The sequence below is a fragment of the Agrobacterium pusense genome (assembly GCF_900102105.1).
GTDB classification, from domain to species: domain Bacteria; phylum Pseudomonadota; class Alphaproteobacteria; order Rhizobiales; family Rhizobiaceae; genus Agrobacterium; species Agrobacterium pusense.
The window spans coordinates 1-23,368 of the sequence record NZ_FNBB01000014.1 but is presented as its reverse complement, the minus strand read 5'-3'; the positions used below and the strand labels follow the sequence as shown (position 1 = coordinate 23,368).

The following is a 23,368-nucleotide window of genomic DNA, read 5'->3' as shown; positions in this document are numbered from 1 at the left end:
TAGGGAGCTATCGTTGAATTCCTCGACACCCACGATTTCGAACGACACCGCGCGTCACAAAATCGGAACGCCCGGCGAAGTTTTCGCGGCCTTTTTGAAGCTCGGGGTCACGTCCTTTGGCGGCCCCATCGCTCATCTCGGTTATTTTCGCGATGAGCTGGTCGTCCGGCGCAAATGGGTCGATGAAGCCGGTTATGCGGACCTCGTGGCGCTCTGCCAGTTTCTGCCCGGTCCCGCTTCCAGCCAGGTGGGCTTTGCGCTCGGGCTGCTGAGGGCGGGGCCGCTCGGGGCGCTGGCCGCCTGGACGGCGTTTACGCTGCCATCTGCCATTCTTCTCGTCGCGTTCGCAATGGTCGCCGCATCCATCGAAGGCCCCGTCGGCACCGGACTGCTGCATGGATTGAAGATCGTCGCTGTTGCCGTGGTCGCCCAGGCGGTATGGGGAATGGCAAAAAGCCTCTCACCGGATCGTGAGCGCGCGACCATCGCGATGGCCGCCATCGTCTGTGTCGTGTTCATCGCCGGCGCTTTCGGGCAAATCCTGGCGCTTTGCGCCGGAGCGCTCGCCGGGCTGGTCTTCTGCCGCGCCGCCTCGGCGGGGTCGACCAGCCATCTTGCCTTCCGCGTGTCGAAACGCGTGGGATATGTTTCGCTTGCGGCTTTCGCCCTTCTTCTCGTTCTGCTGCCGGTTTTCGCGGCGGGCGCGGCCTGGCAGGGGCTCTCCTTGTTTGACGCCTTCTATCGGGCCGGCGCGCTGGTCTTCGGCGGCGGCCACGTGGTGTTGCCTCTGCTGCAATCCGAAGTCGTCGCCTCGGGCTGGGTCACCAGGGATGCCTTCATTGCCGGCTATGGCGCAACGCAGGCCGTGCCCGGTCCGCTCTTTACTTTTGCTGCTTATCTCGGCGCGGTGGCGGGCCCTCAGCCGAACGGCGTGGCGGGCGCAGCCATCGCTCTCGTTGCCATCTTCCTGCCCGGCATGTTGCTTCTCGTCGGCGCACTTCCTTTCTGGGAGGGCTTTCGCCGGCATCCTCTGGCGCAGGCGGCCATGCGCGGCGCCAATGCCGCGGTGGTCGGCATATTGGGCGCGGCGCTTTATGATCCCGTCTGGACCAGCGCCGTCTTCACCCCCAGGGATTTTGCACTGGCGCTTGCGGGTTTCATCCTGCTGACGGTCTGGAAAGCGCCGCCATGGGTCGTCGTTCTTCTTTGCGCGGCCGGCGGCGTGGCGCTCGCCCTCGTGTAAAGGCTTCAGGCAGTGCCGATGCTGTCGAACAGCCAGTCGGAAAAGACCTGCATGGCTGGGGTCGGCGGTTTCGATTGCAGCCGGGTCAACCAATAGCTACCGAGCGATATGGTGACGGGAAAAGGTTGGACGACCGCTCCGGAAGCCAGATGCCGTGAAAACATCGACGGCGGCGCCAGCGCGACACCGAGCCCTTGCAGGGCGGCCTCCATCATCCCGAGCGACGTGTCGAAGACAATGCCGGCATTGACCTGTGCGGCCGGCGTGACGCCTGCCGCCGCAAACCAGCTGCTCCATTCATCGGCGCGGTAACTGCGCAACAATGTCGCTTCCATCAGGTCGGCCGGCGCTTTCAGCGTTTCCGCCAGTTTCGGCGTGCACAGCGGCGAAAGCGGCGCGTCAAAGAGACGAAACGCATCCGTGCCGTGCCACGAGCCCTGACCGAAACGGATGGCGAAATCCAGCCCCTCTGCCGCCATATCCACCCGGTTGTTGTTGGTGGAAACCCTGACGTCAATAAAGGGGTGGCGCTTCTGAAACGCCTGCAGGCGCGGCAGCAGCCAGCCGACCGCGAAGGTGCCGACAACGCCGAGAAACAGCAGTTCGCGCACCTGCCCGGCCTCGATGCGGTCAAGCGTCGTTGCCATCTGGTCGAAGGAACTGGTCACCGTCGGCAGCAGGGCTTCGCCTTCCGCAGTTATCTTCAGGCCGCGCGGGAGACGTTGAAAAAGCGCGACGCCCAGCCGCTTTTCCAGTCCCTTGACCTGCTGGCTCACAGCGGCCTGCGTCACGCATAGTTCGATCGCCGCGCGGGTAAAGCTCAGATGCCGCGCGGAAGCTTCGAACGCGCGCAAACCGTTCAGGGGAAGAAATTGACGGACCATTCGAGACCTAGATTTTCTTGTGTCTCCTCCGAGATATCATGATTTGTTCGTGCAATGTAGGGCGGCTAAACGTCTTTCGCGCTGGCTGGGGAAACGCCTGATATCCACCTGAGGTTTTGGAGACGCGACAGATGAATTTTCACCGCAGACATATCGTATGGACGGCCATGCTTTCGGCGATCCTCCTCACGCCGGCTCTGGCCGCCGACGAGGCGAGGCTGAAGGCGATAACGGATGCGGCGATCAAGCCCATCATGGAAAAGAACGGCATACCCGGGCTTGCGGTCGGCATCAGCGTCGATGGAGAGAGTTACATCTTCACTTACGGCGTGATGTCAAAAAGCACCGGCCAGCCGGTGACGGCTGAAACGCTGTTCGAACTCGGCTCCATCAGCAAGACATTCACGGCTACCCTTGCGACCTACGCCGAGGCGAACGGGCATTTGTCGCTGTCCGGCAGGGTCAGGGATTATCTTCCGGGCATGAAGGGCACCGCTTTCGGTGACGTTACATTGACGCATCTCGGCACCCACACCGCAGGCGGCTTTCCGCTACAGGTGCCTGACAATGTCAAAACGGAAACGCAGCTGCTGGCTTATCTCAAGAGCTGGAAGCCTTCTTACGGTGCCGGAACGCACAGGACCTACGCCAATCCCAGCATCGGCATGCTCGGCTACATCATGGCAAAGGCGATGGGGCAGGGCTACGACGCCGCCATGCAGGACACGCTCTTTCCCGCGCTCGGCCTGAAGGACACGTTCACGGTCGTTCCCCAGGCGAAGTTGGCCAATTATGCACAGGGCTACACGCGAAACGACGAGCCGGCCCGCCTGACGCCGGGCATTCTCTCTTCGGAAGCCTATGGCGTCAGATCGACGGCGACAGACATGATCCGCTTCGTCAACGCGAATCTGGGGCTTGAAAAGCTGGACGGCAAGATCCGGCAGGCGATCGCAAGCACCCATACCGGTTATTTCGCGGTCGGCGCCATGACGCAGGATCTCGTCTGGGAGCAATATGCCCGGCCTGTCGCCTTGAAGACGCTTGTCCAGTCCAATTCCGGCGCTCTTCTCAAAACCGTTCCGGTGCAGGAAATCGCGCCGCCCCTGAAGCCCGGACAGGATGTCTTCGTCAACAAGACGGGTTCCACCAATGGTTTTGGCGCCTATGTCGCCTTCATCCCTCAACGGAAACTCGGCATCGTCATACTGGCCAACAAAAACTATCCCAATGAGGATCGTGTCACGGCGGCCGTTGAGATTTTGACGGCTGTCGACAAGGCGGACTGATATCCGCTCGATGCTTCCTTGCCGTGCCGGCGCGGGGCGCACTCCCGCCGGCGCCAAACGCATTTCGATCCCGCCGCCCGGATGACAGCGAGAACCAATCGCGCTACCGGAGAAAAGATACGCCGGCCACCGATTCGATCTCGGCCGACCGCGCTTATCATCAAAAGGCAACTCTTTTTGCGCGGCTGCGATCTGCGACGGAAAAACCGTCAGTCTCGCGCCGGGCGGTTCGTGGGGGACGACGATGAGCGACAGGGGTGGTTATTTTCCTCGCTGGCGATTGAAAACCGAAGGGCGCATCATGCCGGATGAGCGATTGCCCGCCGGGCAGACCGCGGTGCTCGGGTTGCAGCACGTCGTGGCCATGTTCGGCTCCACGGTTCTCGCGCCGCTGATCATGGGCTTCGATCCGAATGTATCGATCCTGTTTTCCGGTATTTCCACGCTGATCTTCTTCATCGCCGTTGGCGGTCGCGTGCCGAGCTATCTTGGTTCATCCTTCGCCTTCATCGGCCCCGTTCTGGTGGCGACCGGGGCGGCGGCGGGCGCGGCAAGCCCGAATATCGCGCTTGCGCTCGGCGGCATCATCGCTGCGGGCGTGCTTTATGCACTGATTGGCGTGATCGTCATGATTGCCGGTCATAACTGGATCGAGCGGCTGGTGCCGCCGGTCCTGACGGGGGCCATCGTCGCTGCCATCGGCCTCGTGCTCGCGCCCATCGCGATAGCCAGCGCCTCCGGCTCCGGCCCTGGCAATCCCGATGGCGACCAGCTGTCGCGATGGATTGCCATTCTGACGGTCACCTCGGTCGGTGCGATTGCCGTCTATGCGCCCGGAATGGCGCGGCGCTTGCCGATCCTCATCGGCGGCGCGATCGCCTATCTCGCTTATCTCGTGGTGGCGAACGGTCTCGGCCTCGGCAAACCGGTTGATTTTTCAGGCGTCGCCGCCGCAGCCTGGTTCGGATTGCCAACCTTCACCACGCCGGTCTTTTCCGCATCGGCAATCGCACTGATAGCTCCGGTCGTCGTCATCCTCGTGGCGGAAAATCTCGGGCACATCAAGGCTATCGGCGCGATGACCGGCAGGAACCTCGATCCCTACCTCGGTCGGGCCTTTATCGGCGACGGCATCGCGACCATCTTCTCCGGCGCCTTTGGCGGAACCGGCATGACCACCTATGCAGAGAACATGGGCGTCATGGCGATAACCCGCATCTTCTCGACGCTCGTTTTCATTGTCGCGGCTTTGGTGGCCATCCTCCTCGGCTTTTCGCCGAAGTTTGGCGCGCTGATACAGACGATACCCGGGCCGGTTATCGGCGGCCTGTCCGTCGTCGTCTTCGGCCTCATCGCGGCAACCGCCGGGCGCATTTGGGTGGAAAACAAGGTCGACTTTTCCGAGCCACGCAACCTCATCACGGTGGGTATCGCCCTTGTTCTGGGGGCAGGAAATTTCAAGCTGAATGTGGGCGGATTCACGCTTGATGGCATCGGCACGGCGACAATCGGCGCCATCGCCTTTTATCATCTGCTCGGCCTCGGCAAGCCGTCGCAGGGACGATAAGGCGGGGAGTGCCGGCGCGGCCTGGCGGCGAAGATGTGGGATGGGCGAAATATCGCGCATCCCCGCGCTTACAGGCATGCGACATCTTGTCAGCGGCCCCCGGTTGGCGTAGTCGAAACCGACAGAAACCCGGGGGTGACCAGCACTACCGTTTGGTGGCGCTGTGTTCGGCTCCATAGACATCATGACGTTGGGATTGCGATGAACCTTTACTTGGATTACTTGGCTGAAATCAAAAGCAGAGAACCACAGGGACTTGCGCCCAAGCCGATCGATGACGGTGCGTTGACCGCCGAAATCATCGAACTGATCAGGGATGCAGGCAGCGAACACCGCGCCGATGCCCTGAAGTTTTTCATTTATAACACATTGCCGGGAACCACGAGCGCCGCCGGTGTGAAGGCTGCGTTTCTGAAGCAGATCATCCTCGGCAACGTCATCGTCCCCGAGATCACCCCGACCTTCGCGCTGGAACTGCTGTCGCACATGAAGGGCGGCCCGTCGATCAAGGTGCTGCTCGACATCGCGCTCGGCAACGATGCCGCAATCGCCACCAAGGCGGGTGAAGTGCTGAAGACCCAGGTCTTCCTTTACGATGCCGACATGTTCCGCCTGCGGGATGCCTACAAGGCCGGCAACGCGATTGCCCGGGACGTGCTTGAAAGCTACGCCAGGGCCGAGTTCTTCACCAAGCTTCCCGATGTCGAGGACGAGATCAAGGTCGTCACCTTCATCGCCGCCGAAGGCGATATTTCGACCGACCTCCTGTCGCCGGGCAATCAGGCGCATTCGCGCTCCGACCGCCAGCTGCACGGCCAGTGTATGATCTCGCCGGAAGCGCAGGCGCAAATCGTCGCGTTGCAGAAGCAGCACCCCGACAAGCGGGTGATGATGATCGCCGAAAAGGGCACGATGGGCGTTGGCTCCTCGCGCATGTCGGGCGTCAATAACGTTGCGCTGTGGACCGGCAAGCAGGCCAGCCCCTACGTGCCCTTCGTCAACTATGCCCCCATCGTTGCGGGCACCAACGGCATTTCGCCGATTTTCGCCACCACCGTCGACGTGACGGGTGGCATTGGCATCAATCTGAAGAACTGGGTGAAGAAGCTCGGCGAAGACGGCAAGCCGATCCTCAACAATGACGGCAACCCCATCCTTGAGCAGAAATATTCGGTCGAGACCGGCACGGTCCTCAAGATCGACGCCAAGGATCGCAAGCTGCGGGACGAAAACGGCACCGAGCTGGTCGATCTCGCTTCGTCCTTCACGCCGCAGAAGATGGAATTCATGAAGGCTGGGAGCTCCTATGCCATCGTCTTCGGCAAGAAGCTCCAGACTTTTGCCGCTGAAACGCTTGGCGTCGAGGCGACCCCTGTCTTTGCACCGAACAAGGAAATTTCAATCGAAGGCCAGGGCCTTACTGCCGTCGAGAAGATCTTCAACCGCAACGCCGTTGGTGTGACGCCTGGCAAGGTGCTGCACGCCGGCTCCGACGTTCGCGTCAAGGTCAACATCGTCGGTTCGCAGGATACGACCGGCCTGATGACCGCGCAGGAGCTGGAAGCGATGGCGGCCACTGTCATTTCGCCGCTGGTGGACGGCGCCTATCAGTCCGGCTGCCACACGGCGTCCGTCTGGGACAAGAAGGCTCAGGCCAACACGCCGAAGCTCATGGCCTTCATGCACAATTTCGGCGTCATCACCGGCCGTGATCCGAAGGGCGTCTATCACTCAATGACGGACGTGATCCACAAGGTGCTGAACGACATCACCGTTGATGACCGGGCAATCATCATCGGCGGCGACAGCCACACCCGCATGTCCAAGGGCGTCGCCTTCGGTGCGGACTCCGGCACCGTCGCTTTGGCGCTCGCCACGGGCGAGGCGACCATGCCGATCCCGCAATCGGTCAAGGTCACCTTCAAGGGAACGATGCAGCCCTACATGGACTTCCGCGACGTGGTGCACGCGACGCAGGCGCAGATGCTGCAGCAGCACGGGGACAACGTGTTCCAGGGCCGTATCATCGAAGTCCATCTCGGAACACTGCTTGCCGACCAGGCTTTCACCTTCACCGACTGGACGGCCGAGATGAAGGCCAAGGCGTCGATCTGCATTTCCGAAGACGAAACGCTGATCGAGTCGCTGGAGATCGCCAAGTCGCGCATCCAGATCATGATCGACAAGGGCATGGACAATGCCGCACAGACGCTTAAAGGCCTGATTGCGAAGGCGGATCAGCGCATTGCGGAAATCCGTTCCGGTGAAGTTCCAGCATTGAAGCCTGACGCGAACGCGAAATATTTCGCTGAAGTCGTCGTCGATCTTGATGTCATCAACGAACCGATGATCGCCGACCCCGACGTCAACAACAACGACGTTTCGAGACGCTACACGCACGATACGATCCGTCCGGTTTCCTATTATGGCGCTACCAAGAAGGTCGATCTCGGCTTCGTCGGCTCGTGCATGGTGCATAAGGGCGACGTGAAGATCGTCGCGCAGATGCTGCGCAACATCGAAAAGACCGAAGGCAAGGTCGAATTCAAGGCGCCGCTCGTCGTTGCCGCGCCGACCTATAACATCATCGACGAGCTGAAGGCGGAAGGGGATTGGGAAATCCTCCAGAAATATTCCGGCTTCGAATTCGATGACATCAACCCGAAGACAACGAACCGGACCGAATACGCAAACATCCTCTATCTGGAACGCCCGGGCTGTAACCTGTGCATGGGCAACCAGGAAAAGGCAGCGAAGGGTGACACGGTTCTGGCAACCTCGACGCGTCTCTTCCAGGGCCGTGTCGTTGAAGACAGTGCCGAAAAGAAGGGTGAATCGCTTCTGGCCTCGACCCCGGTCGTGGTGCTGTCCGCCATTCTCGGCCGTACGCCGAGCATCGAGGAGTATCGTTCCGCCGTCGAGGGCATCGATCTGACGAAGTTCGCTCCGCCGAAGACGACGCCGATCGATTCCCAGTCGGTGCATTATTAATCCGCAATACCGCCTGCATCTGGATGCGGGAGGGTGCGGTGAATGAAAGAGGGGCGGCGGGGAGATATTCCCGCTGCCCTTTTTGTATTGGCCCTTGTCGCTGGCCCGCCGGGTCTTGAGCATTATCAAGACAATAGCCGTCTGCGGCATGCCGAATTGTCAGCACTTGCATGGCAAGGGTAACACTTCGTTTAGTTGTTTTGTGAAATCTAAAATACGCAGGTTCCAAGGTTTTATCGGTGGAGCCGGTAGAACAAGCGGACCCGTCACGACCTGCCCTGCGGTTCGAAAAAGGCACCCGCTTGTCGCCCTATGAGGAGGGGCAACAGCTACCCGCGATGTTTCATCATATGGTTCCCCCGGCCACCCGTGCGGCGGCAGGAGGAGCGCTTGCCTTGAGGCCGTTCATGTCATTCCTGAAGAATACCAAGATAAAAACGAAGGTCGTTTTTGTCATCTCGCTGATGAGCCTGATGTCGCTTTCCGGCATAAGCTATGTCAGCCTGCAATATAAAAGCACCGATAATGTCTATAGTGATTTCATCGGCCACGAGGCCCTTGCTGCGGTGCTGAACGCCAGAACAAGCGGAAATCTCAATGCGCTCGGCATGCAGATGCTTCGCGCCAGCCTCAACGATCCGGCCAGCAGCGATTTCGAAGCGGCCGTAAAGACCTTCAGGGCAGATCGCAAGCAGCTCGAGGAACGCCAGAACAAGATCATGGAACTCGTGCCGGCCCGCACGGACGCCGCGCGGGACATCCTCAAGGGTGTTGTCGAAGTCGAGGAAATCGGCAATCAGGTCATTTCCCTCATGCAGGCAGGACAACGGGCCGAAGCCCAGCAGATGGCGCTTAACGTCCTGCGGAAAATCACCGAGGTTTCGCCGAAAATCAGTGCGGGTAACGAACAGCTCATCCAGGTCATGAATGAGGGCCGGGAGCGCCTTACCGCAAGCACGAATACGACGATCTGGACGGGTGTTGTCACACTCGCACTCATGTCTCTGGCCGTGATCGCGCTTGGCCTGCTCATCTCGTCCCGCGGCATTACCACGCCGATTGCACGCCTTCGCGCCCGCATGGAAGCGCTGGCGGCGGGGGATACTGCAAGCGAAATCGTCGGCATGGATCGCAAGGATGAAGTTGGCCAGATGGCCGCAACCGTTCAAGCGTTCCGCGAAAGCGCAGTGGAGCGCCTGCGGCTCGAGGCTGAAACGGACGCGAACCGGTCCATGTCCGAAAAGGATCGGATCGAGCGGGAGAAACAGAAGGCGCAGGAAGCCGCCGACGTTCAGTTTGCGGTCAACAATCTTGCCACCGCGCTTTCGAAGATCGCCGAAGGCGATGTCACTTACCGCATAGCGCAGCCGTTTGTGCCGAGCCTGGACGGTATTCGTGGCGACTTCAACAGGGCCGCGGAACAGCTGCAGTCGACGCTCAACCAGGTGGCGCAGAATGCCCGTGGCATCGATTCCGGCGCAAACGAAATCCGCGCAGCGGCCGACGATCTGGCGAAACGGACGGAGCAGCAGGCTGCGGCGGTAGAGGAAACCGCTGCGGCGCTGGAAGAGATCACCACGACGGTGAAGGATTCGACCAAACGGGCGCAGGAAGCGGGACATCTCGTCAGCCGCGCGAAGATCGGCGCCGAAAGATCCGGAGACGTGGTGCAGAAGGCCGTTGCCGCGATGGAACAGATCGCGACATCCGCGAATGAGATTTCCAATATTATCGGCGTTATCGATGAGATTGCCTTCCAGACCAACCTTCTGGCACTGAATGCCGGGGTGGAGGCTGCCCGTGCGGGCGAGGCGGGCAAGGGCTTCGCCGTTGTCGCGCAGGAGGTTCGCGAACTGGCGCAGCGTTCCGCAGGCGCCGCCAAGGAGATCAAGAACCTGATCACGACCTCGAACGGTCAGGTCCAGCAAGGCGTGCAGCTCGTCGGAGAGACCGGCAAGGCATTGGAACTGATCGTCACGGAAGTGCAGGAGATCAACCGCCACGTGGCGGCGATTGCGGAATCGGCACAGGAACAGTCCTCCGGTCTCCAGCAGATCAATACGGCCGTGAACCAGATGGACCAGGACACCCAGAAGAACGCCGCAATGGTGGAGGAGAGCACCGCGGCGAGCCACGGGCTCGCACGCGAGGCGTCGTCGCTCAACCGGCTGATCGCCCAGTTCAAGCTGTCTGAAGCCGGTTACAGCGAGGCTTCCGCGCCCGTGCGAACCGCTTCGTCGGCCGACAGACCGGCGACCTCACCGGCCCGCGCCCTTGGCGGCCGGATCAGGGCGGCGTTCTCCGGCAACGCGGCACTGAATACGACAACGGATAATTGGGAGGAGTTCTGATACCCACTCTGCCTTCACGCTCTCCATGGCGCTGAAAGCACTATTCCAGACAGGGGCACCGGGGTCGGGTTTCTAGCCTGAGCCCGGTGTTCTGCTTTTCGGGACGGATCAGCCTGCCACTGCGCCGTGGCTATTCGTTGCCATTCGTCGTCATGCTGGTTAGGTTTGCCGCCATTGGCGCGTGCCTGGGAGGGGAAGACATGATCGCAGCCTATATTGATGAATTCATCATGTTCTGCGTCGGCCTCTGGATGACGCTGGTGGGGTTCGGATATCTGTCCCTGTCGAGAAATCCAGCCCACCGGCCGCCGGTGGCGCGTCACTTCAAGTGGATGGGCCCCATGCTGCTTATGATCGCGCTCATTCTGGCCATTGCTTCCTGATCCTTGAAGGTTGTCGTGTGGCGGCACTTTGCCTTTGGCTCGTTTTGCGGTAACAGGGAGCCATGATCAAAGCATCGAGTACCACCTGCATCTAGCTCCCGCCGCAGCGCGAGGAGCATCGGACGAGAAGCCAGCCGGCTTTTCGCCTGGTGTCGGCTTGCCGCAAGGCAAGCGAAAGCGAAGACATGCAGTGAGATTACTCAATGGAAAACTATTTCGAAAGCCCGTTCCGGGGCATCACGCTCGACAAGCAGGTAAAGAACCCAAACCTCCTGGTCGGAAAATATAGCTATTATTCCGGCTATTATCACGGCCACAGCTTTGAAGATTGTGCCCGTTATCTGTTGCCGGATGAGGGCGCGGACAGGCTGGTGGTGGGGAGCTTCTGCTCGATAGGTTCGGGCGCAGCCTTCATCATGGCGGGCAATCAGGGCCATCGCAATGAGTGGATCAGCACCTTTCCCTTCTTCTTCATGCCCGAAGTGCCGGAATTCGAGAATGCCGCAAACGGCTATCTGCCGTCCGGCGACACAGTCATCGGCAATGATGTCTGGATAGGCTCGGAAGCTGTCATCATGCCCGGTATTACCATAGGCGACGGCGCCGTGATTGGAACGCGTGCGCTGGTGACGAAAGATGTCGAACCTTACGCTATCGTCGGTGGCAATCCCGCGAAAACGATCCGCAAGCGTTTCGACGACGACTCGATCGAGCTGCTTCTGGAGATGAAGTGGTGGGATTGGCCGGCGGACCGGCTGAAGGCTGCGATGCCGCTCATGACCAGCGGCAATGTTGCGGGGCTTTACCGGTTCTGGCGGTCGGATAGCTCCCAGCCGTAAACGAACGGCCGGCCCGTCTCATCGAGGCGGGCCGAGCCTTTCCGAGGGCCGGACATGTGGGTCAGCGTCGCCGTCAGTGAGCGGTGTAGTCAGCCCCGGATGAACGACCAAGACAGCTCCGTATCATCCTGCAAATCCATCCTGTGGAGACATCACGGCGGATTTCATAGTGATCAAGCCGCCGAATGAGGTCGCGCTGTGCGTGATCGCAGACGCCGGAGCCGGACTTCCATCTGTCTCCTCGCCTGAATGTCGCCTCGCCTGACGGCGACCGACATTCCTTCCACCCACGCCGTAACGGCGCCGTCATTGTCTCCCAACCGTGCACGGCATTCGCCGAGTTCTGCCCATACCGCCGAATAGTCGGGACCCTGCCGGATAGCCTCCTGCAGGTGATGCGCTGCATTTTCGAACTGCCCCGCTGCCGCCAGAGCCTTCGCGATTGAAAAGCGCAGAAGGGGACTGTCCCTCCCGTCTTCCAGCATCTTCATGAGTTTTGTTATCATCGTTGTCCCGGAGCAATGGTGAAACACCATGTATCGGTACGATCTCAAGCGCAGTTGAGGTCAAGCGGTATTTGGCGCGCTCATCCTGCATGGGCCCGCATGCGAACGCGTCCGACGACGACGCGCGCCTCCGTCAGGCTACGTCGCATCTCTCGCCCTCGCCGAGTTGAAATGACCACAGCCTGTGGGTTAAAGCACGGATGTCTCTAAAGAATGGACACGATTCCCCCCAGAATTATGGGTTTGCATGATCCCCGTCGCATTGCCCTCCGTCGAAGCGTTGCTTCTCCTTGCCTTCTTTCTCATCACGACCCTTGTGTGGGGCGTCTGGTCACTATGGCTGTTGGTTCGATACATGGGCGGGCGCTGGAAGCGCCCGATGATCCTGCCTTACGGGCTGGTGACCGCGGTTGCGCTTTTCACGCTTTTTCGGTTCGGTGAATTTTATCTGGAGATGAGCGCTTACGACAGGGAGAGAGCAATACGTTATCAGCCGGAACTTCTGGAACCCGCACGTCTGGGCGGGATAGATATGCCCAAGGGTACGAAGCTCGAACTGGCCATTGCCGACAACAAGGAGGCCTTCGATAGGGCCGTGTTTCCGCATCCGGTGCGGATCGCGGATATCGATGCCGTTGAGATCGCCCGTTATATCGCGATAAAAACCAATGAAAATTACGAAACGATCGGTTTCACCCCAGGCGACATGCGGATATCCGGTATTGGCGTGACCACTCAGAGCGACTGGCGTTGTGATGCAACGCAGCCCGTGGAGTTCGATCTCATGGCTGATGGCAGCATCTCTACCTTCAGCAAATGCATTCTCGCCGATGGCAATGTCGTTGACGGTATCAACCTGCCGAAAGGCACCTCCCTGCGGGCCTCCACCGGCAATGTTTACACCGATGGCTTTGTCGATTCCGACAGATGGGTTCTCGATATACCGACTGGGCAGACCATTCACATCGATGACTTCGATCTTTCAGAGGTAACGCTTGCCTTGAACGGCGAGCGAAAGCTCCACGAAATCAGCAGAGGCACTCTGTCAAAAGATGCCGCTCTTGGAACGCTTCACCATGCCGCTGGAACCAATATTCGTTATAATCCCCGCAATCTTCGCAATGACTACCCAGACGCATGGCTGATAATTCCGCCTCTGCCCGATACCGGTGCTCCGCCGGTTCCATCGCCGGATATCGTTCAGAGCAGGGATGGCGAGGTTCTTGCGAATTGAGTCTGTGGCGAAGACCTGCAGGGACGACTGACTGTCCCGCCTTGCCCTACCAGCCGTAGCTGAAGGTCAGGCCGCTGCCGTTATTGCCGTCCTGCACGACGTTGGTATCCGTGTTGCGGCCGTACTGAAAAATGCCATAGGCATTGTTGTTGCCGTTCTGCTGCAATGTCGCGGAGTGGCCGACACCCCGTTGCCGGATAAAGCCGAGATTGCCGCCGCCGTTCTGGGCAATGCCGGCGGCGTTGCCGCGGCCGAGCTGGCGGATGTCGGCATCCTTCAGGCCGCGGTAGAGCGAATAGGCGCGGAGGCCCGTCGAAAGCAGGCCGCCATCGGCGGCATTGCCGGGTGCGAGATCGAAGGAGATGCGACCGCCGGCGTGGGCCGGTGCCGGAGAACCAAGAGGTGCGAGGCCCCCGACGAGCAGGGTAACAGTCATGAGTTTCAATATGTTGCGCGTCATTCTGATCTCCATCCCTCAGCGCCTTGCCGATGATCGATAATCGCATTTCGCAACTGAACCTGATCGGAACTGCCCGTTCACACGTCGTTCAGTCGCTTGGCAGGATCCAAAGAAAAGGGCGCCTGAAGCGGCGCCCTTCACGGAGATAATTTACGGGCATGTCTTGGCTTAGTCGCCATCAACCTGCTTTGTGCAACTGAAGCTCCGGCCATCGATCACCATATCGAGCACCGCCTTATAGCGGGCTCCCTTCGCATCTAGCGTTACCGTGGTCAGCAGTTGCGGACGTCCGGCTGCGGCATCAAAGTCGCCGCCCTGATTGATCACCGAATGTTCGCCGCTTCCCGATTTTTCGACGTGAAAGCCGTAGGTCCCGCCGGCAGTGACATCGGCTCCGGCAAAGGCCTCCAGCTTCACCATGCCCGCCTGCGACGTTGCCCTGATCTCGCAGACGTTTCCAGCCGTCGACTCCCGTGCGGTCGATATGGCCGCAACGGTGCCGGCGGGAAGCAGTGCCAGCGCAAGGATCGCCGCCAGGCGGCGCTTATGACTGATGCTGTGGGGCATGGCTGGTCTCCCGGATGATCTGATGTTACGCGCCCGACCGGTTACACGTCGTGCGGCCGGTCAAGGGCAGGCTTGCACGAAGGCGGCGACATTGTCGTTGCCGCCCTGGCTCACATTGGCGCTGCATCCGCGGCCCACCTGGACACCGGCCGCGATGTTGCCGTTGCCGTCCTGCGTGAGGATGGTGGTGTGATTGGAACCGAACTGGCCAATGCCGGCCACGTTGCGGCTGCCGTTCTGATAGGTGGAGCCGTAATTGTCGTGCCCCTCCTGGCCGACAGCCGAGAGGTTATGCCGGCCATATTGATGACCGACAATCCGGTTGTAGCCGCCGTTCTGGTACGTGCGGATCCGGTTGCCGTAACCCTCCTGTGCGCCGCCGGCAGAATTGGACCAGCCATATTGTTCGATGCGCACATCATTGGCCATGGCGGGTGCCGCGGCAGCGAAGCCGACGAGAGCGACGAGTGCACTTGCAATGAAAGACTTCCGGATCATGACGTGTCTCCTCAGGCGGATGGACCGCGGTTGAACGTCCCCGTTTTAGAACGTTCCACCGGAACGGAGGCTGAAGGCGTCATTCAGTCGTGGTTCATTGGCCGAAGCCAATAGGCGCCGGCATCGCTTAAGCCAGCCTCCACGTTCCCGCGGTATCCTGACGGGACCGTAAACGCCTCTTCAGCGCCATATATCTGTCAGGCCGCCCGAAGCTCCGTGCACAGGATCGGTCTCCGGCTTCGGCAGGGATCTGATCCGCTCAACCATGTCAGCGCTGGCGGAGGATGTTTGAATATCGGCTTCCTGCCCGGGCGGATAAGCACCCACCACTTGAAAATCCGGGGAGGAGTCCAGTTTCATGTGGCCTGTCCCGGCGGGCAGGATCAGGCAGTCACCGCGGGCAACATCGAGAACTTGCCCCTCAGGCCCGCCGATCTGCAAGGTCGCTTCGCCACGTCCGACACCCAGAACCTCGTGTGCCCCGCTGTGGTAATGGTGGTAGTCGAAAACGCCGTTGCGCCAGATGCCGCTCCATCCGTTGCGGGAAAATGTCGCTTCGAAATCCGCGGAATGAAAGTCCGCGCCGACATTGCGGTAAATGATCACGGGAAAGGTCTGGTTATTGGGGACCTGTCCGCTGGGGCCGAAGGTCAGTTGCTCGGTTTTCATGGCGATGCTCCTCATGACCGTTTCTACCGCGAAAAATGCGGACCGAAATCTGGCGGCGCATTTCAGCCGCCCAGGTCATAATAACTCCGGGGAGCGGGCAGTTCCGCAATGTCTTGACGAAAACGCGGTTGCGGCGGTCCCAAGCCCGGCGAACCGGGCTTGGGACGTGTTCTGGCTGGCTTACTCGGCTGTCGCCTGAATATCGACCTTGTCGAGAAGACCCATCGGATTGTCGGAAGCCGCAACCAGGTCGAAGACCCCGAGGCCATTGACGCCCGTGGATTTGACTGTGACAGTCAGGGTTCCGGGCGTGCTGATGAAGCGCACCAGCGCCTCCACCGCGCCTTGCAGCTTCGGCTGCTCCGCCGCCACCTGCTGCAGCATCACACTCGCCACCAGCGTCAGCGTGCCGCGCACCTGATCCTCGGTCATGTCGTTCTGCAGGGCATAGAGCTTGATCGCCTTGGCCATCAAGCCTTCGTCCTTGACGGTGAGCTTCACCTCACGGCCGGCAAGCCCGAAAAGCGCCGCCTGCGCGCGATTGACGTCGAAGGAGAAGAACTCCTCCGTAAAGCCGCTGACCAGTCCGGCAAGATTGACGCTGCCGAAATCCCTGCTGCTGAGCGAGATGTCGCGGATCACCAGATTGCTGTTCGGCTCGTCCCAGCCTGCGGAAAGGCCATAGGAGAAAGCCAGCGTCTCGAGACCCAGCTTGCGGGCTTCCACGAAAACGTCCTCCGTCGCGTCTGCGGGGATCGGAAGTGTGAGGTCATCCTGCCTGATCTCTATATCGGTCGGAATGCCGTTGAAGGGCTTGGTCAGCCCCATCTCGAAATTCTTGAGCGTGAACCTGATGCGTTCCGGCGTGCCGGTGGGTTCTTCCTCCGGCTCTTTCGGCGCGGCAATATCGACGTTGATGCCGCCGACGCGCACCCGGCCAAGTTCCGGTATCAGGCGATTGAACTGAAAGGTCTCGATCTCGGTTTCATCGAGCGCGATGATCTGGGAGATACCCTCGATCGTCGAACTCCAGTCGAAACCCTTGAGGCTTGCTTCCGCCACTTCGATCTTGCCGTCGCCGTCACCGATCGACAGACCGTTCAGGCCAAAGTCGAGCTTGCGGCTGTCCATCTGCATGTCGATGCGGTCGATGGCGGCCTTGACCCTTTTGCCGGCCGCTCCCTCTTTTTCATCCGGTGCGTCGGCCTTGAAGCCGATGAGCTGCATGTTGCTCCTGCCGATCATGTCGAGGATGGACACGACCTTGGCAAAAAGCGCCTGGCGTTCCTCCGGCGGAAGCTGGTCGGGATCCTTGGTGACCGTCAGTGCCTTCAGTGTGTCCAGCAGCGGTTCGGATGGCATGCGGGCGGTAAAGCCATCGCTGCGGATCTCGTCGTAGCTGAAACGGCCATCGCCATCGGAAAATGAAACCGTCTTGACGGAAAGCGGCCCATAGAGAGGTTTTGCCACCTTGTCGTCAGGGCCGGCCTTTTCCGTATAGAGCCGGGCGAGATAAGCGACGTCGATGTCCTGACCAGCGATCACGCCGGTCGACACCGCCACATGCTTGTCCTCAATCGCGCCGTCACTGTCGGGAAGCCGCATCTTGATGTCGTAGCTGCCCTTGTCGATCGAATACCGGGCGATACGGCCACCGGCGATCTCGGAGAGGACCAGGTTGCTGTAAACCGTCTTCTGCTCGGTGGTCGCGACCGACTGGCTCAACGTCAGCTCGGGCGTGGAGATGCGCGTCGCTGCGAAGCGCTCGATGCGGCGGGGCAGGGAGCCGCCGTTTCCTTCCGCCTGTGCGGACTTCTCGAACGCCGCATTCTCGATGCGGGCATGCGCCATTGAAAGCTTGCCGGTGGGTACATCCACATCGATGTCGCTCATGTCCAGCGCGCCGTCCAGAAAGGGCAGCTTCGGACGACCGTCAATGGCGGCAATACGAAGATTCTTGCCATCTTCGAGCGGCAGCGTCAGATCGCGAACATGAATTTTCCCGAGGAAATCGACTTCCACGGAGCCGGCAGTCGCGCCGGTGCGCGCAACCAGTTCCTTCACCTTCGCCTCGTAGAAGGTCTTGCCGCCGATGACACCTGCGGCCGCAACGGCGATAATTGCCACCGCCGCCCATAGCGCCCTGCGCCGACCCTTGCCGGTATGGCTGTTTTCCTGTTCCACGACGTTGGTCCTCTCTCACATACTGATCATATTGCGCGCCTTTTAAGCACGCAAAAGTTGCTTAGCAAGAGGTGATCGACGCCCGTGAAGGCCGCGCTACATCCAGACCGTCAACGCCATGCCGGCCACCACAGGTGCGGCGCCAGCGCAAGCGTCGGGCGAAGGGGCAGACGCGGCCTCACCGGCAATCAGCGTTTGGGTGGGCAGGGCTTGGAATCCGCCGCGTCACGCGCCATTGATGATATTGCAGATACCCTCGCGGATCACGTTCTTGTCCGCGATCTGCCCTGCCTGAATGTTGAAGACGGCGTCGATCCGCACAGCCGCACCCTTTTGCCGGGCCACCACCCGCAGCGTCTGAATTCTGCCGCTGCCGCTGGTCTCCTGGTGCGCGTCGATGGACGACAGCGACTTGTTGATCTGGATGCCCGAAAAACCTTCCGCCGCCACGGCCTGGGCGAGCTTTTGAAGCACGGCCGGCGCTTTTGCCTTCGGCAGCTCCTGCCAGGACTTGTAGGAAACAGCCGTCACCATCGGCACGCCGGAGACGGTGAAGTTCTTCTCGCAGGAAGCCGCGAAAACGGGGCTCGAGAAGGTGATCAGGCCAAGAGCCGCGATGAGGTATTTCATTTCGAACAATCCAATCGTTGGTGAAGGCTGACGACAATCGGCCGTGTCAGAAGGTTGACCGTTTGCCTCTGTAGGTGGAGGGCGGCGGCAGAGCCTCATGGGCCTGCGCAAGCGTTTCAAGCCATGTGGCCAGCCCTTCGGGAACCTCTTCATTGCCCGCCTCAAGCGCCTCGATCCAGGAGAGTTCGCATTGCAGCGCGGAGGCGATGTTGATCGGCGTCCAGCGAATGACCCGCAGGCATTGGTTAAAGCGTTCTGGCGACATGATGATTTGATTTTTCCCCGTCTTTTTCCCGCCGAAGCTCACCCACCGGGCGGCGGGAGTCAATTGCTTTTTTGCAACTCTCGATGGCTTGTTTCAGTTCCCGATCCGGATTTGCCGGATGATAAACTTAGCTAATCGGCTAGGTTTTTACTTGTGTCGCGATGATGGAACATGATAGTTAGCGATATGGCTAAGCATCATCCAGAGCTTTCACTCATCTTCCAGGCCCTTGCCGATCCCACACGGCGGGCAATTCTCGCTCGCCTCGGCAGCGGGCCGGCGCAGGTTACCGCATTGTCCGCTCCCACGGGTCTGCGCTTGCCCACGGTCATGCGCCACCTCGCCGTGCTTGAGGAGGCGGGGCTCATCGCCACATCCAAGGATGGACGCGTGCGCACCTGCGCAATAGTACCTGAAGCGCTGGAGCCGGTGAGAACTTGGCTCGATGAGCAACGGGCCGTGTGGGAGAGCCGGCTTGACCGGCTGGAGGCATTTGCAGTTCACGCCATGAAGGAGGAGGAACAATGACAACGAAACCGGGTCAACAAAGCGCACACGCTGAACCGCCACAAGACCGTTTTGCAACGCTCAGCTTCGAACGGGAAATTGCCGTTCCGCTATCGGCTCTCTGGCAGGTCTGGCTCTCACCCGCCGCCCGGGCGGTGTGGGCCTCTCCCTCACCCTCGGTGACAGTGGAATTCCTGGAGGCGGACAGCAGGCTGGGCGGTCGCGAAGTGTCGCTCTGCAAGGTCGCCGGCCAACCGGATATTCGCTGTGAATGCGGCTGGCTGGAGCTTCAGCCAACCCGCCGCAGCGTGAATTACGAGGTGGTCTCATCCGACGGCGTAACCCAGTCGGCAGCGCTGGTGACTGCCGATTTTCAGGCGGCGGAAGAGCGTAGCCGCTTGACCGTAACGGTGCAGCTTTCCTCATTGGCCGAGGATATGCGCGATGGCTATCAACAAGGTTTCAGCGCCGGTCTCAACAATCTGGCCAGCGTGGGCGGGCGAACCATGGTGCTGGAGCGAACGATAAAAGTGCCGCGAAACATTGTCTGGAAAGCCTGGATGAATGAAAAGACGCTGCCGCAATGGTGGGGCCCGGAAGGATTTTCCTGCCGCACGAAGAGGATTGACCTGCGGACCGGCGGCGAATGGGTCTTTGACATGATCGGCCCTGACGGCACAGTTTTCCCGAACCATCATCGTTATGTCGAGGTCCGCCCCGAAGAGAGGCTCGCCTATACGCTGCTATGGGGCGAAAACGGGCCGAAACATGCCGACGCCTGGGCCTCCTTCGAAGATCAGGATGGCGCGACGAAAGTTGTGCTGGGCATGGTGTTCAGCACGGAAGCCGAGTTCCAGCAAGCGAAGGGTTTCGGCGCTGTGGAGCTGGGGCAGCAAACGCTGGGTAAATTGGAACGCTTCGCCAAGACACTATAGATGTGCCGGGCCGACAGCTCCATGCGCGGCTGTCTCGATACCGGCCTCCTGTCCAGAGCGGCAACTACTCTTCAAAGCCGCTATGAGCTTGCTAGATCGTCTTGCAGGTCCCGCCTTTAACGAGCAGCGAAAACGCGCACCTTTGTTTGCTTATTTTACAAAAGGGGTTCAACGGACTGTCGGGCAGCGGATGCATTTGCCAGCGTGACATCTGGTCCGCGAGCTGTCACGAAACGCGGCTGTACTAAGTTTTTACACTGGGCCGGCAGTTGCTCCACCGAGCCCAAACCACGAGCTCCAATCCCAAAAAACTAAGCCGCTAATTGAGATTGAACGCCATGCATGGTTCCATGCCGGACGCGTAGCTGATTCCTCCCCGTCGATGCCAAACCGCGATCCGAGAGGCCCATGTCGATTTCAGATACGATTTTCCGCCCCTTCGAGACGCTGATACGGCCGCTCGACATTCCCTTTCGGCCACTGCCGTCGAAAGGCCCCGTCGCGGTGCTGTTGCATTTCATTGCTATGTTTCGTGGCGTCCTGATTGCTCTTGCCCTGTCGTCCATGGCGGTGGAAGCCATCAATCTTTCGATCATCTGGGGTCTGTCCGTTATCGTCGATGGGGTGACGGCGCAGGGAGCAACGGCTTTCCTGCGCAATGAATGGCCGCTGCTGACCGTGCTTGGGTTGTTGATTTTCCCCGCTATGCCCATAGCGTCGTTCCTTCTCAATACGCTCAATTCCCACACGCTTGGCATTGCGATGCCGGCGGCCATCCAGTGGCAGGGCCACAAGGCCGTGGAGCAGCAGGATCTGGCATTTTTCCATGAGCTTTATGCGGGGCAGGTCGCCTCGCGTCTTTCGCAGGTCTCGTCAGCCGTTCAGCAGCAGATTATCAACGCGTTTCAGATCGGACCGCGTTTCCTGTTGCAAATGATCGGCTCTCTTGCGCTCCTTGCCGCCTTGTCCTGGCAACTGGCGCTGCCGGTGTTCATTTGGATCGTGCTCAATGTAGTTCTCGCCGTCAAACTTGCCCCGGTCTTCTCAGAGCGGTCACGGCGCTCGGCGAAACAAAAGAGCCTTGTCTCGGGGGCGATCACCGATCTCTACAGCAACATGCAGATGATCAAGCAATTTGCCGCCGAGGACAGCGAGGCAGGCGCAATCCGCCGCATACTGATGAAAGCCGTGCAGACGCAGCATCGGGAACAGCGTGTCTATCGCGCATCCGAGCTGGCGGTGGTTGCGCTCAACATGGCGTTGTGGCTGGCGATCCTGTCGGTGGGGCTTTCCGGTCTGGTGAAAGGCTTCATCACGGTCGGAGAATTCGTCGGCGCGGTTTATATATTGCAGCGGTTGTCCGGGCACACATTCACCTTCCTGCAGATGGGCCAGCAGATATTCCAGGCGATCGGTACGATCAAGGATGCCATGCCTGTCATGACGACGCCGCCGACGATTACGGACAGATCCGACGCGGCGGAACTGAGCGTTTCGCATGGGAACATCGAGTTCGACCATATCCGCTTTGCTTACAAGTCAGGCAGACCGGTGATAGATGATCTGTCGCTGACCGTGCGCGCCGGGGAGAAAGTCGGCCTTGTGGGGCTATCAGGTGCGGGAAAAACGACGCTGGTCAATCTGCTCCTGCGTTTCTATGACATTCAGGAGGGCGCCATTCGCATCGACGGGCAGGATATTCGCGAGGTCACGCAGATGAGCCTGCGCCGCAATATCGGGGTGATTGCCCAGGACGTGGCCCTGCTGCACCGGTCGGTAGGCGACAACATCCGCTACGGGCGCCCAGAGGCAACGCAGGAGGAGGTGGAGAAGGTGGCTAAAGTGGCGAAGGCGGAGGGCTTCATTGGCGATCTTACCGACAGCGAAGAACGAAAAGGGTATCAGGCCTTCGTTGGAGACCGCGGCATCAAGCTTTCCGGCGGGCAGCGCCAGCGGGTCGCCATTGCGCGCGTGTTGTTGAAAGACGCACCGATCCTGATCCTCGATGAAGCCACCTCCGCCCTTGATAGCGAGTCCGAGGCCGCCATTCAGGACAAGCTCAATCTTGTGATGGAGGGCAAAACGGTCGTTGCCATCGCCCATCGCCTGTCGACCATTGCCCGGATGGATCGCATCATAGTGCTGGATCACGGCCGGATTGTCGAAGAGGGAAGGCCCGAGGAACTGGTCGAGCAGGATGGATTGTTTGCGCGGCTCTGGAAACGCCAGATTGGTGGCTTCATTCCCGAAGATGAGGGGGTGACGTCGGAGGCGGTGGTGGACCGAAGCTGAGAGCGGAGAGCTTCGTCATTTGTAAAGAGGTTACGATGAAAGCCGATTAGAATTCGATCAGAGACATACTGATTCAGCAATCGAAGCCTGCGAACGCGTCGAGGCGCTGCATTATGCGGAGACTGCCCGGGAGGCCACGATCGATATCGGCGGACAAAAGGTCAGCGTCCATGATTTTCTGGTGACCGCGTGGACATACCCGGAGAAGCTCCGCGACCAGGTCATACGAGAACGCCTCGACACCGGCGTCGATCTCCGATACGTGCCGGAGGCAGCGCGCATTCTGTTAGCAACGTCCCAAGCTGCAATTGAATTGGTAGATGCTGGTGGAGTGCCCCCCGCCAAACAAGTCCAGCAGATGATCAAATGGTTTGGTGAGACTTGGTGCGTGGGATTGAAAGTGCCGTCGCTACTCACCGATAAACAAGGTCGCAATGGACTACGTGGCGTAAGTGAGAGGAAAGGCTTTTTTCCACATGGGTTCGGATGTTGATGTCTGAGGTAAGCGGTTTGCTATTCCCGTAGTCGTTATCTCAGCGTCACACTTCGCCTCTACGAGTGAACAATGCAACGTAGCCTCTCTGTGTTATTCCGTAACCGCTGTCCCACTCCCCACATTGTCCTCCGCTGTCTGATCTGTGATCGCCTGTCCATGGATGAACGGGAGTTTCTCCATGGAGACTACATTAGAGTTTCTCACAACCGGGAAGCCTGGACGTGAGGTTCACCGACATTGCGTTGTTCGCAGGCCTCGATTGGCGGCGGGTTCATGCCGTCCAGACGAGAACGCCGGAAGCGATCGAATAGCTGCGGCACGATGACTCAGTACCGCGAATTCCGAAGTCAAATCGGGTCGGATTTGACAGTTTCCGGCCATGCTTGATGCCGCCGACCTTCCCGATGATGTTGCCGCCCTGAAGGCGATGCTGATCGCGGCGCAGGCACGCGAGGCGGCCAAGGACGTCGCGATAGCCAGCAGGGACGAACATATCGCCCGCAAGGACGAGCGGATCGAACGGCTTGAGAAGCTGGTTGCAGCATTCAAGCAGGCAGCCTTTGGGCGCAAATCCGAGA

Annotated in this window: 20 protein-coding genes and 1 pseudogene; 12 read left to right on the top strand and 9 right to left on the bottom strand. The window is 59.9% G+C overall.

Annotated elements, in window-relative coordinates; translation table 11 throughout:
- Window positions 1-13 precede the first annotated feature (13 nt).
- On the top strand, window positions 14-1,243 hold the full coding sequence (chrA, locus tag BLU28_RS22790) for a chromate efflux transporter (protein ID WP_034496544.1): 1,230 nt from the start codon (window positions 14-16) through the stop codon (window positions 1,241-1,243).
- 5 nt (window positions 1,244-1,248) lie between these two features.
- Here chrA and BLU28_RS22785 read toward each other — a convergent pair whose 3' ends face one another.
- Window positions 1,249-2,127 (bottom strand): LysR family transcriptional regulator, encoded by an 879-nt coding sequence (locus BLU28_RS22785; protein WP_006700572.1) that lies wholly within the window; start codon window positions 2,125-2,127, stop codon window positions 1,249-1,251.
- A 131-nt stretch (window positions 2,128-2,258) separates the two neighbouring features.
- On the opposite strand from BLU28_RS22785, the gene ampC reads away from it, so the two are divergent.
- The 6 genes from ampC to catB all read left to right on the top strand — a co-directional run bounded on the left by ampC (window position 2,259) and on the right by catB (window position 11,547).
- Window positions 2,259-3,416 carry a class C beta-lactamase gene (ampC, locus tag BLU28_RS22780; protein ID WP_077987621.1) on the top strand — a complete coding sequence of 386 codons (1,158 nt, stop codon included), beginning with the start codon at window positions 2,259-2,261 and terminating at the stop codon, window positions 3,414-3,416.
- Between the two features lie 244 nt (window positions 3,417-3,660).
- Complete coding sequence (locus BLU28_RS22775) at window positions 3,661-4,983, top strand: solute carrier family 23 protein (RefSeq protein ID WP_077987620.1); 1,323 nt, start codon at window positions 3,661-3,663, stop codon at window positions 4,981-4,983.
- Between the two features lie 201 nt (window positions 4,984-5,184).
- Window positions 5,185-7,974 carry a bifunctional aconitate hydratase 2/2-methylisocitrate dehydratase gene (locus BLU28_RS22770; RefSeq protein ID WP_045531740.1) on the top strand — a complete coding sequence of 930 codons (2,790 nt, stop codon included), beginning with the start codon at window positions 5,185-5,187 and terminating at the stop codon, window positions 7,972-7,974.
- A 407-nt stretch (window positions 7,975-8,381) separates the two neighbouring features.
- Window positions 8,382-10,325: a methyl-accepting chemotaxis protein gene (locus BLU28_RS22765; RefSeq protein ID WP_004444865.1), complete on the top strand. Its 1,944-nt coding sequence runs from the start codon at window positions 8,382-8,384 to the stop codon at window positions 10,323-10,325.
- Between the two features lie 200 nt (window positions 10,326-10,525).
- Window positions 10,526-10,708, top strand: coding sequence for a hypothetical protein (locus tag BLU28_RS22760; protein ID WP_004444862.1), 183 nt, complete (start codon window positions 10,526-10,528; stop codon window positions 10,706-10,708).
- Between the two features lie 203 nt (window positions 10,709-10,911).
- Window positions 10,912-11,547, top strand: coding sequence for a type B chloramphenicol O-acetyltransferase (catB, locus tag BLU28_RS22755; RefSeq protein ID WP_077987619.1), 636 nt, complete (start codon window positions 10,912-10,914; stop codon window positions 11,545-11,547).
- Window positions 11,548-11,720: 173 nt separating this feature from the next.
- On the opposite strand, the gene BLU28_RS22750 is transcribed toward catB, so the two are convergent.
- Window positions 11,721-12,053 (bottom strand): tetratricopeptide repeat protein, encoded by a 333-nt coding sequence (locus BLU28_RS22750; RefSeq protein WP_077987650.1) that lies wholly within the window; start codon window positions 12,051-12,053, stop codon window positions 11,721-11,723.
- A 247-nt stretch (window positions 12,054-12,300) separates the two neighbouring features.
- Here BLU28_RS22750 and BLU28_RS22745 point away from each other — a divergent pair, with 247 nt between their 5' ends.
- Complete coding sequence (locus BLU28_RS22745) at window positions 12,301-13,287, top strand: hypothetical protein (RefSeq protein WP_077987618.1); 987 nt, start codon at window positions 12,301-12,303, stop codon at window positions 13,285-13,287.
- 46 nt (window positions 13,288-13,333) lie between these two features.
- On the opposite strand, the gene BLU28_RS22740 is transcribed toward BLU28_RS22745, so the two are convergent.
- From BLU28_RS22740 to BLU28_RS22710, 7 genes are all read right to left on the bottom strand, one after another.
- A complete protein-coding gene (locus tag BLU28_RS22740) occupies window positions 13,334-13,747 on the bottom strand; it encodes a curlin (RefSeq protein WP_175477727.1) in 414 nt (137 codons plus the stop codon).
- A gap of 168 nt (window positions 13,748-13,915) precedes the next feature.
- Window positions 13,916-14,314, bottom strand: coding sequence for a curli-like amyloid fiber formation chaperone CsgH (gene csgH, locus BLU28_RS22735; RefSeq protein ID WP_077987616.1), 399 nt, complete (start codon window positions 14,312-14,314; stop codon window positions 13,916-13,918).
- A 60-nt stretch (window positions 14,315-14,374) separates the two neighbouring features.
- A complete protein-coding gene (locus tag BLU28_RS22730; RefSeq protein WP_004444848.1) occupies window positions 14,375-14,812 on the bottom strand; it encodes a curlin in 438 nt (145 codons plus the stop codon).
- Window positions 14,813-14,992: 180 nt separating this feature from the next.
- Entirely contained in the window at window positions 14,993-15,481 is a 489-nt protein-coding gene (locus tag BLU28_RS22725) for a cupin (protein WP_077987615.1), read from the bottom strand.
- Between the two features lie 180 nt (window positions 15,482-15,661).
- A complete protein-coding gene (locus BLU28_RS22720) occupies window positions 15,662-17,665 on the bottom strand; it encodes a hypothetical protein (protein ID WP_077987614.1) in 2,004 nt (667 codons plus the stop codon).
- Window positions 17,666-17,890: 225 nt separating this feature from the next.
- Window positions 17,891-18,295: a hypothetical protein gene (locus tag BLU28_RS22715; RefSeq protein WP_077987649.1), complete on the bottom strand. Its 405-nt coding sequence runs from the start codon at window positions 18,293-18,295 to the stop codon at window positions 17,891-17,893.
- A 46-nt stretch (window positions 18,296-18,341) separates the two neighbouring features.
- The gene (locus BLU28_RS22710; RefSeq protein WP_004444840.1) at window positions 18,342-18,560 is read right to left on the bottom strand and encodes a hypothetical protein; all 219 of its coding nucleotides are present in this window, start codon (window positions 18,558-18,560) and stop codon (window positions 18,342-18,344) included.
- 186 nt (window positions 18,561-18,746) lie between these two features.
- Here BLU28_RS22710 and BLU28_RS22705 point away from each other — a divergent pair, with 186 nt between their 5' ends.
- The 4 genes and pseudogenes from BLU28_RS22705 to BLU28_RS22685 all read left to right on the top strand — a co-directional run.
- Window positions 18,747-19,088 (top strand): ArsR/SmtB family transcription factor, encoded by a 342-nt coding sequence (locus tag BLU28_RS22705; RefSeq protein ID WP_006700642.1) that lies wholly within the window; start codon window positions 18,747-18,749, stop codon window positions 19,086-19,088.
- Window positions 19,085-20,002 (top strand): SRPBCC family protein, encoded by a 918-nt coding sequence (locus BLU28_RS22700; protein ID WP_077987612.1) that lies wholly within the window; start codon window positions 19,085-19,087, stop codon window positions 20,000-20,002. The genes BLU28_RS22705 and BLU28_RS22700 overlap by 4 nt, the downstream gene beginning before the upstream one ends.
- Window positions 20,003-20,410: 408 nt before the next feature.
- Window positions 20,411-22,294: an ABC transporter ATP-binding protein gene (locus BLU28_RS22695; RefSeq protein ID WP_077987611.1), complete on the top strand. Its 1,884-nt coding sequence runs from the start codon at window positions 20,411-20,413 to the stop codon at window positions 22,292-22,294.
- Window positions 22,295-23,169: 875 nt separating this feature from the next.
- Window positions 23,170-23,368, top strand: a pseudogene (locus BLU28_RS22685) (IS66 family transposase); the annotation flags it as partial.